This is a genomic window from Sunxiuqinia dokdonensis, from assembly GCF_001270965.1.
GTDB lineage: Bacteria > Bacteroidota > Bacteroidia > Bacteroidales > Prolixibacteraceae > Sunxiuqinia > Sunxiuqinia dokdonensis.
Genome location: NZ_LGIA01000150.1, coordinates 32,293 through 45,648 on the forward strand (window position 1 = coordinate 32,293; position 13,356 = coordinate 45,648).

General features: G+C 46.7%; 6 protein-coding genes. All 6 read left to right on the forward strand.

Annotated features, from left to right (window positions below):
• Positions 1–440 precede the first annotated feature (440 nt).
• Entirely contained in the window at positions 441–2,186 is a 1,746-nt protein-coding gene (locus tag NC99_RS10255) for a glycoside hydrolase family 43 protein (RefSeq protein ID WP_053183379.1), read from the forward strand.
• Positions 2,187–2,443: 257 nt separating this feature from the next.
• Positions 2,444–5,560: a SusC/RagA family TonB-linked outer membrane protein gene (locus NC99_RS10260; RefSeq protein WP_239684434.1), complete on the forward strand. Its 3,117-nt coding sequence runs from the start codon at positions 2,444–2,446 to the stop codon at positions 5,558–5,560.
• A gap of 11 nt (positions 5,561–5,571) precedes the next feature.
• Positions 5,572–7,503 carry a RagB/SusD family nutrient uptake outer membrane protein gene (locus tag NC99_RS10265; RefSeq protein ID WP_053183311.1) on the forward strand — a complete coding sequence of 644 codons (1,932 nt, stop codon included), beginning with the start codon at positions 5,572–5,574 and terminating at the stop codon, positions 7,501–7,503.
• A gap of 44 nt (positions 7,504–7,547) precedes the next feature.
• Positions 7,548–10,415, forward strand: coding sequence for a SusC/RagA family TonB-linked outer membrane protein (locus NC99_RS10270; protein ID WP_053183314.1), 2,868 nt, complete (start codon positions 7,548–7,550; stop codon positions 10,413–10,415).
• A gap of 25 nt (positions 10,416–10,440) precedes the next feature.
• Positions 10,441–12,216 carry a RagB/SusD family nutrient uptake outer membrane protein gene (locus tag NC99_RS10275; RefSeq protein ID WP_053183317.1) on the forward strand — a complete coding sequence of 592 codons (1,776 nt, stop codon included), beginning with the start codon at positions 10,441–10,443 and terminating at the stop codon, positions 12,214–12,216.
• Positions 12,217–12,241: 25 nt separating this feature from the next.
• Positions 12,242–13,348, forward strand: coding sequence for a DUF5627 domain-containing protein (locus NC99_RS10280; RefSeq protein WP_053183320.1), 1,107 nt, complete (start codon positions 12,242–12,244; stop codon positions 13,346–13,348).
• Positions 13,349–13,356: the final 8 nt, after the last annotated feature.

Sequence of the window (13,356 nt, forward strand, 5' to 3'; positions counted from 1 at the left end):
CTGTACCTGTTGGCTATGGGGCGTAGTCCTTCATTTTTTGAATTCAATTCTTTTTTTTTTTGGAGCAGAATTGCTCACCGATTCATGTATTCGAATTGGTCCTTGTTTTTGTCCTCTTTTCCTGATTTTCGATGCCTGATGGCTGTTTCATTCCATCAGAATTTCAGCCGGGCAGCCGTTTAAATGCTCACACTTCTTTTGGTGAAAATTCTTATCCATTTTTAAAATAATGACTTTAAGTGGTTGGTAGTCAGTCTCTGTTCTGCTCCGTTCTGAAATGTATCTAAAATTGAAAATCAAATATCCAAAATCAAAAGTTTTTCGGGGCATCTCCACATACTTTTGGTTTCAACGATCGTGGAAATCTGATTCAAAATATTGGGATGGGCTTTTCACATCGATTAAACTAATTCTAACTGGTCGCCTAAATGAATATTCAAATGAGGAAGATATTCTCCATTGTGAGTCTTTGCGGAGTTGTGTTGTTGTCGGGTTTATCCATTTCCTTTATTTCCTGCACTTCGGGTGCCAAGGCCGAAATGCCAAACTTCGTTTCAGACAGTTTGGTCGCTCACTTCGACTATTTTGCCTACAAAGGCGATGACGATTTTTATAAAGAAAACCCGCTTCCGGGTGATGATTATTATTATAACCCAATTCTGCCGGGGTGGTATTCCGATCCCAGTGTTTGTACCAATGGCACGGATTACTTTCTGGTAACCTCTACCTTTTCCTATTTTCCTGGTGTGCCCATTTTTCACAGCACCGATATGCTCAACTGGAAGCAGGTGGGCCATGTGCTCGACCGGCCCGAGCAATTGCCACTTGACGGCCAGCGCACCAGTGAAGGTATTTTTGCGCCGGCAATCAGCTATAACCCGCACAACCAAACCTGGTACATGATCACCACCAATATTCGGCGTGGGAATTTCTATGTAAAAACCAAAGATCCGTTTGGCTCCTGGTCCGATCCCATTTGGTTGCCCGAGGTGGGCGGCATCGATCCTTCGTTCTTTTTCGACGAGGACGGCCAGGCGTACATTGTCAACAACGATGTCCCTGATGGCGGTTCAACTTACGAAGGACACCGTGCCATTCGCGTGATTCGCTTTGATGTTGAGGCCGATAAAACCATTGGCCCAAGCATGATGTTGGTCAATGGCGGTGTGAATTTGGCTGATAAACCCATTTGGATTGAGGGACCACACTTATACAAAATCAGCGGCAAATATTTTTTGATGTGCGCCGAAGGCGGAACCTCGGTTAACCATCGCGAGGTGATTTTTAAAGCTGATTCGCCCATGGGAGAATTTCAGCCGTGGAAGAAAAATCCGATACTAACCCAGTTGCATCTCGATCCGCAGCGTCCACGGCCGGTGACCAGCGCCGGACATGCCGATTTGATTCAAAAGACCAACGGTCAATGGTGGTCTGTTTTTTTGGCCTGCCGACCCATCGACAATGAATTTGAAAACCTGGGACGCGAAACGTTTCTGATGCCCGTGCGCTGGAGCAAGGATGGCTTTCCTTATATGACCATGGACGATGAGCTGGTGCCCCGGATTATTCAGATGGAGGGCGTGAAGCGCGCCGATTCACCGACCTTTGGAAACTTTGAGCAGCAGGATGATTTCGATACAACAAAATTGGGATTGGAGTGGATGAGCTTGCGTGGCACGGCCACCGACCTGTATTCGCTCGATGACAATCCGGGATTTTTGACCTTGACTTGTGCCGATGTGGCATCGAACGAATTAAAAACGCCCGCTTTTGTTGGCCGACGTTTGCAGCATCACCAGTTTGAGTGTGCCACCAAACTGTATTTTAATCCCCGGTCCGAGAGTGAAATGGCGGGCATGCTGATGTATAAAGACGAGCAGCACCAGTATTTGCTGACTGTAGGGGCCGAAGGCAATCAAAAACAAATCAGCCTGAAAAAGATCAAAGGAAACGAGGTGGAAACACTGGCTGTAAAAGCCCTGCCTGACGCCGGCGGCCCGATTCATCTGAAAGTGAAATCAACAGGAACACATTTTAGTTTCCACTACGCGGTCGATAGCGAAGACTGGAATTTATTAGACGAAAATATCGATGCATTCTTTTTGTCAACTGCTCAATCGTACGGGTTTACCGGAACTACGATTGGACTGTATGCCAGCAGTAAATCTTACGAATTCAGTAATTAACCATCTATATACAATGATCTATGAAAAGTAATTATTAACCAAAAACTATGAACTTATGATGAAAGAATTTTTCAGTGAGATTTTATTATTTCATTCCCTCCTTTTTAGAGTTTGTATGGATTCCGGGGGAGACGGGTTCATGATTGTCGCCAGAGTTGGCAGTTGAGATCCTTCAGGAATTTTTGAACTTTTTATCAATTTAATTTGAGAACGTAATGAAGCAAACATTTAATTTCTTATCTAAAAAGAGATCCTTATTGACAGACATAAGGGTAAACCTATTGAAAGGCTTTATGCTTTTGTGGGTTGTATTGATTTCTCTTTCCGGATTTGCTCAGGATACCAAACTTGTAGAAGGAAAGGTATTGGACGAGCAGGGTAATCCGGTAATTGGCGCTACCGTAACGATTAAAGGAGTTACCGGAGTGGGCACAGCCACTGATTTTGACGGTGAGTTTTCACTTCGTGTACCATCGGATAACCAAACTCTTGTGATTTCATTTATTGGAATGGAAAGACAAGAAGTTGACGTAACAACAAGAAGTAACGTGACTGTGACTTTGGCTGAAGAAAGCCAGCAACTGGGCGAAACCATTATTGTAGGTTATGGCCAGCAAAAAAAGGAAAGTGTTGTTGGAGCCATTACGCAAACCACCGGTGAGGTGCTGGAGCGTTCGGCTGGTATTTCCAATGTTGGTTCGGCGCTGACGGGTAATCTCCCCGGTGTCATCACCATATCGAGTTCCGGTATGCCCGGAGAAGAAGATCCGATGATTTTGATCCGTTCGGCCAGCTCGTGGAACAACAGTGAGCCGCTGATCCTGGTTGACGGTGTCGAACGTCCGATGAGCAGCGTGGATATCAGTTCGGTGCAGTCGGTTTCGGTGTTGAAAGACGCATCGGCAACGGCTGTTTACGGTGTGAAAGGTGCCAACGGCGTAATTTTGATCACCACCAAACGTGGTAAAGAAGGTTCGGCCCGAATTGATGTATCGGCCAATATGACGGTGAAAGTGCCTTCGAAACTGCCGAACAAATACGATTCATATGACGCGTTGATGGCCCGCAACATTGCCATTGAACATGAGTTGGGCGTGTATCCTGATTCGTGGGAATATATTCGGCCTCAGTCAATTATTGAGAGATACCGCTATCCGGCAAACCTGGAGGAATTTGAACGCTATCCCAACGTGGATTGGCAGGATGAGCTTTTCAAGGATTACGCCATGTCATACAATGCCAACATCAATGTTTCGGGAGGTACCAAGTTCGTGAAATATTTTGCTGCGGCTGATTTTGTGCACGAAGGTGACCTTTTCCGGATTTTTGATAACGGACGTAATTATGATTCCGGGTATGGATATAACCGTGTGAATGTGCGAAGCAACCTGGATTTTCAGTTGACAAAATCAACTTTGTTTAAGGTTAACCTGGCGGGATCAAGCGGTGCCAAACAAAGTCCGTGGGGACAAACCAATTCGTCGGATTGGGCTGTTGCCCAGCAATGGGCTGGTGCCTATAACATTGCGCCCGATGTGTTTCGTCCGCAATACGCCGACGGTTCCTGGGGATTCTATCCCAACATTTCGAATGTGACCAACTCGGCAGCCAACCTGGCACTTGCGGGGGTAATGACTTCAACCACCACGCGTATCAATACTGACTTTATTTTGGAACAAGAACTGGATTTTGTAACCAAAGGCTTGAATTTTAGGGGAACGATTTCCTGGGACAATGCTTTTGTGGAAACCAATCGGGGTATCAATGACCTTTACAACGATGCCCAGCAAAAATGGATTGATCCGGCAACCGGGGTGGCAACCTTCAAAAAAGAATTCGAAAACAACAACAGGTTCGATTTCATGCAGGGGGTTTTGTGGAATATTAATGGTGGAGAGGTTCAAAACGGATCCACGCAACGTAACCTGGACTACCAGCTACAGTTAAACTGGGGCCGCGAGTTTGGCGAGCATAACTTAACAGCCATGGGATTGTTTAGCCGCAAGGAAAGAGCGATTGGCAGTATGATCCCGACTTTCCGCGAAGACTGGGCATTCCGTACAACCTATAATTATGCCTCGAAGTATTTCCTGGAATATAATGGCGCCTATAACGGGTCTGAAAAATTTAGTAAAGACTATCGTTTCGCCTTTTTTAACTCAGGTGCTGCCGGCTGGATGATTTCTGAAGAATCATTCATGCAATCGCTCCGGTTTTTGGACATGTTGAAAATCAGGGCATCCTACGGTGAAATTGGTGACGACTACGGAGACCGCTTCCTTTATATGACCCAGTGGGCCTATGGCGGGGCATCTTCGCTCGATTTGAACCAGGGAACCAGCCCCTACACCTGGTATCGCGAGGCTGCTGTGGGGAACCCTGATGTACGCTGGGAAACCGTTACAAAGTTCAACCTTGGTGCCGACTATGCCATTCTGGATGGCTTGTTTGCCGGTAGTGTTGAATACTTCCGTGATGACCGCAAAGATATCCTGGTGAGAGGTGGAGACCGCGCGGTTCCTTCCTATTTTGGAGCTACGCCTCCAACAGCCAACTTGGGACGCGTACGCACTGAAGGTTATGAAATTGAGCTACGCATAAACAAGGTATTGTCGAACGGACTGCGCCTTTGGGCTGAAATGAGCATGACCCATGCACAAAACGAAATTCTTGAACGCGACGACCCGGCATTGTTTGATGCCTACCGCAAGCAAGCAGGTTACAGCATTGGTCAAACAAGAGCTTATGTTGATGGTGGTTTTGTTAATACCTATGATGAACTGTATGGCAGCCCACAGCACGATACCAATGACGGATACAAAGTCCCGGGCGATTATTATGTCATCGACTTCAATGCCGATGGTGTTGTCGACACGAAAGACCTCGTTCCTTACGGGTATTCCAATGCTCCGCAAAATACCTACAACTCTACCTTTGGTGTTGAGTGGAAGGGATGGAGCGGATTTGTCCAGTTTTATGGTGTGAGCAACGTAACCCGCGAAGTTACACTGACCAGTTTTGGTAGCCAGCTCAATACCGTGTACGATATGGGAACCTGGTGGTCAATAGATCATCCCAATGCAGATGTAACCGTACCCCGTTGGTTATCACGACCAAGCTACAATAACGGAACGCAATATTTGTTCGATGGTTCTTACATCCGCTTGAAGAACGCAGAGATAGCCTACACATTCGACAAAGGATGGGTAAACAGCATCGGCTTTGGTGCCTTGAAGGTATTCCTGAATGGAAACAACCTTTGGGTGAAATCGAAAATGCCCGATGACCGTGAATCGAATTTCGCCGGAGGCGGAGGACAGGGAGCATACCCCACGATGAAGCGATATAATTTTGGTGTCAGATTTACATTATAATATTGAAAACAATGAGACAGATATATAAGACTCTTTTATGGGGCAGCTTGCTGTCCGTAACCTTGGGGCTTTTTTCCTGTGAAGACTATTTGGAGAAAGCGCCTGAATCGATTATCTCTGAGGAAGTTGCCTTTCAAAACTTTACGAATTTTCAGGGATTTATAGAGGAAATCTACAATTGTATCCCCGACAAGGAGAAAAAGTATTGGACTTCTTCCTGGAACTGGGGCGATGATGAACTATTCAACCTCGAAGGAAGCTTTCACATGACCAACCAAGTTGACCTTGGGAACTTCTGGGCCTGGCAAAATAATGCAGCGACTTGGTTTGATGATGACAATCCTTCCCCAACTTCAACCGACAAGTTCAGACATGGTTTATACGCACATGCCTGGTACGCCATTCGCAAGGCCAACATGGGGCTGGCCAACCTGGATTTACTAACGTCTGCTACGCAGGAAGAAAAGAACCTGATTGAAGGTCAGTTGTATTTCTTCCGCGCTTGGTGGCACTTCGAAATGATGCAATATCTTGGCGGACTGCCCTATGTTGAGGAGGTTTTACCTTCGCACGAAAAACCAACCTTGCCGCGCCTGACTTACCAGGAATGTGCGGACAAAGCCGGAGCTGATTTTGCCAGAGCTGCCGAATTGTTGCCAATCAACTGGGATAACACATCGGTGGGTGCAAGTACCTTGGGAAAAAACCAATTGCGTATCAATAAAATTATGGCCTTAGGCTATTTGGGTAAAAACTACTTGTGGGCAGGAAGCCCTTTGATGGTGCATGGCGCTCAAACCGGAGGTACCCAAACCTACAATTACGACGAAGCTTACTGCCGGAAGGCTGCCGACGCTTTTGGCGAATTGCTGGACCTGGTTGAAAGTGGACAAACACAATACGCCTTGGTCGAGTTTGATTACGAAGATATCTACAATCACAAGAAAACCAGCACGGCGGCCAACAAGTACAGCGATATCTTTTATACAACTGGTCAAAACTGGTTAATGCCGGGGTCAACAGAAGCCATTTTCCGTGGTCCTTCAACCGATTCAAACGGAAGTAACTGGAACACAACCAAAACCTTTGGGCCAAAAGTGCAAGGGCTTGTTGAGCATGATAACATTATTCACCACCCAACAGCCAACTACGTGAATAACTATGGTATGGCCAATGGTTTGCCTTTGAATGATCCCGATTCCGGATTTGATCCTGAGTATCCGTTCCGCGATCGCGATCCGCGTTTCTATCACGATATCGTATTTGATGGCTTTAAGTACATCAATTCAACCATGCCAGCCAATATGGAGTACCTGCGTTACACTGGCCTGCATACCGGCGGAACCATGAGAAACGCTGCCGATGGAAGCCGTACCGGGTATTTTATTCAGAAGTTGGTGCCGCATACGGCAAACAAGTATGATGGTGCTTACAACTGGAGTTTCAACATGCATACCTATTTGCCCTACATGCGCTTGGGCGATATTTACACCATGTATGCCGAAGCTTGTGCCGCTTTTGGTGGCGCCAGCGGTAAATCAAGCAAGTTCTCAAAAACGGCTGAAGAGGCCATCAATACCCTTCGCGACCGCGTAGGTGCCGGACATGTTCACGCATCCTACACGTCCGATCGTACGAAATTTATTGATGAAGTGAGAAGAGAGCGTGCCGTGGAATTGTCTTTTGAAGGTTTCCGTTTTAACGACTTGCAACGCTGGTTGTTGCTCACCGAGTATCCTTACAATGTGAAAACCTCGCACGAGTTTGACCGTGTGGAAAGCGATGATTTCTATAAGGAAAATGATCCCCGCGATGCCAAGGTGGCCAACTTCAGAGAGGAAGTTATTTTAACACGTCAATTTGGAACAAAACACTATTGGTTCCCACTGAAGATTGATGATACCTCCATGTATCCGGAATTCGGTCAGAACCCAGGATGGTAATCCAAAGTGAGTTAAAGTATTGTATAACAATAAATGAATAAACAATGAAACATATACAAACAAGATTCATTTTATTTGCAATGTTTGTTCTCTTCCCCTTTCTGATGGAAGCACAAACATTGGCAGAAAATGAAACTGATTCGCTAAATACCGATAAAGACCAGCTGGTGCAGGTATCTTATCGTAAGGTAGCACAAAGTGACCTTCTGGGAGGTGTTTCGGTCGTCAATCTTGAAGAGTTGATGAAGAAGAACTATAACACGTATAGTTTGGACAATATGCAAGGCTATATTGGCGGTTGGAATGGAAACTCTTTGTGGGGTATGGGCGAATACCTGGTACTGGTTGATGGAATTCCACGCGATGCCAACAACGTGGTGCCAACTGAAATTGAGCAGATCACATTTTTGAAAGGCGCTTCTGCCGTGGTGCTTTATGGTAGCCGTGCTGCCAAAGGGGTGGTTTATATTTCCACAAAGCGCGGAACAACCGGACCGCTGCAAATTAATGTTCGGGCCAACACAGGCTATCATGTGTCAAAGAGCCATCCCAAATATTTAGGTTCAGCCGAGTATTTGACCCTGTATAACGAAGCGCTGATTAATGATGGAACTGATCCGGATCGAGTTTGGGCCGGACAGCTTGGTGGTACAACGCAGGAAGAGATTTATAAGTTTGCTTCGGGCAACAATCCTTACCGTTTTCCGAATGTCGATTTCTATTCATCCGATTATCTGAAGGAAGCTTACAACCGTACGGATGTAACGACTGAGATTTCAGGTGGAAACGAACGCGCCCATTTCTATACAAACATTGGTTATTACAATCAGAAAGATGTATTTGCGTTTGGCGAAGCGGAGAATAACAATACCAGCCGCCTGAATATTCGTGGAAACATCGACTTGAAGTTAAACGATGCCATCAGTGCATACATCAATGCCAATGCCACGTTTTATGATGCCAAAAGCGCCAATGCCAGCGGTGATAATTACTGGGCATCGGCTGCCAACCTGCGTCCGAACCGGGTAGCTCCCTTAATTCCATTGAGCTATATTGATCCGAATGCTTTAAGTTCGTGGAACCTGGTCAACAATAGTCGCAACATTATTGGCGGTGAATATTTTCTGGGTGGTACGCAAACGGAGTTGAATAATATATTTGCCGACTATTATGCAGGCGGCTACAGCAAATGGACCAGTCGTCAGTTCCAGTTTGATACGGGAATCGATTTCGATTTGGCCAGTGTACTGGAAGGACTGTCTTTTCATACCCAGTTTGCGGTTGATTATGCCACTTCATACAGCACTTCGTACAACAACAGCTATGCGGTTTTTGCGCCATCATGGTACAACTACAATGGTACCGATGTGATTGCCGGACTAACGAAGTATGGTAATGACGAAAGTTCGGGCGTGCAGAATATTGGTGGCAGTACCAGCCGGCAAACCATTGCTTTTTCTGGTTACTTCAACTACGAGACTTCCATCAACAAGGCACATCATTTCAACGCGATGTTGATTGCTGCTGGTTACCAGCAGACCATGTCGGAGGTGTATCACCGCACCAGCAATGCCAACCTGGCCCTGCAGCTGGGATACAACTATTTGGGTAAATATTATGCCGATTTCGGTTTAGCCGGAGTACATTCGGCCAAGTTGCCCGAAGGTAACCGAAGCGCCCTTTCTCCTTCACTTACCTTAGGATGGAAAATCAGCGAGGAAGACTTCCTGGCCAGCTCATCGGTAGTTGATGATTTGGTACTGAGCGTTTCAGCAAGTAGCCTGAATACCGATTTGGATATTGAAGAATATTACATGTACGAAGCAAACTTCAACCAGTCTGACGGTGCCTGGTGGGGTTGGTACGATGGTGCGGTAGAGCGTTCAACCAATTCACGGCGCGGCTCCAATCCAGAATTGTCCTTCATTAAGCGCAAAGAACTTTCGGCCAACCTGAAGGCTTCGTTGTGGAACAAAAAGGTGATTGCCAATGCGTCGGTTTTTGTCAATACCATGGAAGGTTTGATCATTGAGCCCATGACGCTGTATCCGAACTATTTCTTTACCTACTGGCCCGATGCTTCTTTCATTCCAAATGTGAACTACAACAACGATAAGCGTACCGGATTTGATTTCAGCGTGAACTACAACAAGCAAATCGGCGAAGTTGACTTCACCCTGGGTGTTGCCGGAACTTATTATACAACCGAAGCAACGCAGCGCGACCAAATTTATGATTACGATTACCAAAAATATGAGGGACGTCCTATTGATGGAATTTGGGGACTTCAAGCCGACGGATTTTTCCAAAGCGCGGAAGAAGTTGCGAACTCTCCGGAGCAGACCTTCGGTGGTACCGTAAAAGCAGGAGATATCAAATACATTGATCAGAATGACGACAATTTGATCGACGAAAAAGATATCGTGTATCTGGGCCGCGGCGGTTGGAGTGGTGCGCCATTGACGACGGGTGTGAACCTGACGGCAAAATGGAAAAACTTCACCTTGTTCGCCTTGGGTACCGGTAACTTCGGCGCCTATGCCATGAAAAACAGTTCGTACTATTGGGCTTTTGGCGATCGTAAATATTCCGAAATCGTACGCGATCGTTGGACCGAGGAAACCAAGGCAACAGCCACTTACCCAAGTTTGACAACCAAAAGCGGAAGCAACAACTTCCGGGACTCTGACTTCTGGATGTATAAAACGGATCGTTTCAATCTGGCTAAGGTGCAGCTCACCTACGATTTACCGAAGAGCGTGTTGACGAATTTCCTGTTTCACGAAATTTCGACTTATGTCAGCGGATCCAACTTGTTGACCATCTCTGAAGAACGCGATGTTCTGGAGTTGAATACAACGAGCGCTCCTCAAACACGATTCTATAATATCGGTATCAAAGCCGTATTTTAATGAAAGAAAAAATAAGAATTAAGTTATGAAAAATATATCAATACTTTTGGTTCTTGTACTTCTGTTTTCATCGTGCGACGATTTGTTCGAACCCGCGCTCGAGAATAACCGGGGGCTCGAAGCTATGTACAACGAACCTACTTATGCGCAGGGCATTTTAGCCAATGGTTATCTCCTGCTTCCCTACTCATCGGCACCCAATAGCGATGTGGCAACTGATGATGCGGTAACCAACGACAATGCCAATGACTATCTGGCCATGGCTACGGGCTCGTGGACTGCAAATAGTAACCCGATGTCGCAATGGCAAGCGCGTAGAAACGCCATTCAATACCTGAATTTGTTCCTGGCCAATGTCGATCAGGTGGTTTGGAGTAAAGACGAAGTGATCAATACCATGTATTACGATCGCTTAAAAGGCGAGGCCCTTGGTTTGCGTGCATTACAAATGTATCATTTGTTGCTGACGCATGGTGGATGGACACAAGATGGCAGGCTGCTGGGTGTACCGGTACTGACTGAGCCTGAAAATGCGGCTTCAGACTTTAACTTGCCGCGGAATACCTTCCAGGAGAGTGTCGATCAGATTATGGCTGATGCCGAAGACGCCATTGAGTTGTTACCACTTGACTATGGCGACATTGCCAATGCGCAGGTTCCGCAGAAATACCAGGCTTTGGGTGTAACCAATGCCGGCGACTACAACCGCGTGAATGGAAATCACATGCGGGGACGTATTACCGCCCGGATTGTAGAAGCCGTGCGTGCACAGGTTGCCTTGTTGTCGGCCAGCCCGGCATACAGCGCAGGAACCGAAGTTACCTGGGAAGACGCTGCAAACCATGCCGCTACTGTGCTCGACCGCATAGGTGGAGTGAGTGGCCTGGCCGAAAATGGCGGAACCTGGTATGTGAAAGAAGAAGTGGACAACCTGGCTTCAGGAGCAACGCCTGCCGAAATCATCTGGAGAGGTGATGTTGGGCAGAGCATTACCCTCGAAGCCGACAATTTTCCTCCTTCGCTGTTTGGCCTGGGCCGCGTTAATCCAACACAAAACCTGGTCGATGCATTTCCAATGGTAAATGGGTACCCGATTTCCGATCCGGCCAGCGGTTTTGATCCTGCGAATCCTTATGCAGATCGCGATCCACGCTTGTCAAAGTACATCGTTTTAAATGAAAGCGTGCAAGGACCGAACAACAGCGTCATTGTAACCGGAACTTACGGAACGAACAACGACGCCCTTAACCGCGAGAGTGGACGATCTACCCGCACCGGCTACTATTTGCGTAAGTTGCTGCGTAAGGATTGTAACCCGAACCCGGAGTTTAATACCGAGCAAAAACACTACAACGCACGCATCCGTTATACCGAGATTTTCCTGGCATACGCCGAAGCAGCCAACGAAGCCTGGGGACCCACAGGAACGGGTGGAAATGCTTACTCAGCATACGATGTGATTAAGGCCATTCGCGAAAGAGCGGGCATCGGAATCGATAATGACGATGAATACCTGGACATGGTGAACGGCGATAAAGACGCGATGAGACAATTGATCAGAAATGAGCGTCGTCTGGAACTTTGTTTCGAGAACCATCGCTTCTGGGATCTCCGTCGTTGGAAAGTAGCCAACCTGAATGAAACCGCGCGTGGTTTGCAAATTGAAAAGCCAGGTAGTACATTGATCTATACACCGATCAATGTCGAAGCCAGAGACTACAAAGATTATATGTATCATGGCCCAATTCCTTATGGCGAAGTTCAGAAATGGACCAACCTGGAACAAAATGCGGGCTGGTAATTGTTAATGATAAATATTGAAAAATATGAAACAGTTTAAGTTTTTATGGATATTAGCTGTCGGACTCGTGACATTAACGATGGTATCTTGCGAAAATCAGGATATTGAGTTTCCGGACTTCGACTACAGCACCGTGTATTTTGCATACCAGTATCCCGTGCGCACCGTTGTGTTGGGCGAGGATATCGTGGACAATACACTTGACAACGAGCATAAAGTAAAGATTTATGCCACCATGGGAGGTGTTTACGAAAATACACAGCGCATTGATATTGACATTGCGGTGAACAACGGCTTGACGAACAACTTGTTTTTCGGAGATAATACGCCGGTCCTGCCCATGCCTTCAAACTACTACACCTTGGCGGCCGACCAAATTACAATGGACGGCACCCTCCAGGATGGTGTTGAAGTGCAGCTGACCGACGCTTTTTTTGCCGATCCGCTGGCCTTGACCAATACTTATGTGATTCCTTTGCAAATGACAAACGTGTCCAACGCCGACTCCATCCTTTCCGGAGTTGCCAAGTTCGATGGCGCTGTCAGAGGCAATATTGCAGACTGGGATGTTCAGCCCAAGGATTATGTGCTCTACTGCGTGAAATTCATCAACCCCTGGCATGCCAACTATTTACGTCGCGGCGAGGATGTGATCGTTAAGGATGGGGTGACTTCAACGGTGGAGCGGCACGCCGATTATGTAGAGAACGACGAAGTGGTTCATTTGAGCACGGTGGCATTAAACGCGCTGCAGTTTCCGATGGATTACACCAGTAAAGAAGGTCACGACTTGAATCTGAAAGTGAAATTGAATTTTTCTGAAAATCAGGAAGTGTCGGTTGCACCGTTTGAGTCATCTTATCAACTGAACGACACGGTGCGGGTCTATAACATCACCGCAGCCGGTAGTGGCGAGTTCGTTAAAGATGGAGAAAAGAAAAGTTGGGGAAATGAAGACCGGGACGCCTTGTATCTGGACTATGATATCAGTTATGAAGTGGAAATCAAGTATCCGATAGCAGGTCTGCCCGACGATGTACAGCAGGTATCCTATAGCACCGTCGATACATTGGTTGTGCGTGACCGGGGTGTGGCCATGGAAACATTTTCGCCCTCGTATGTAGTTAACTAACCGCTTAA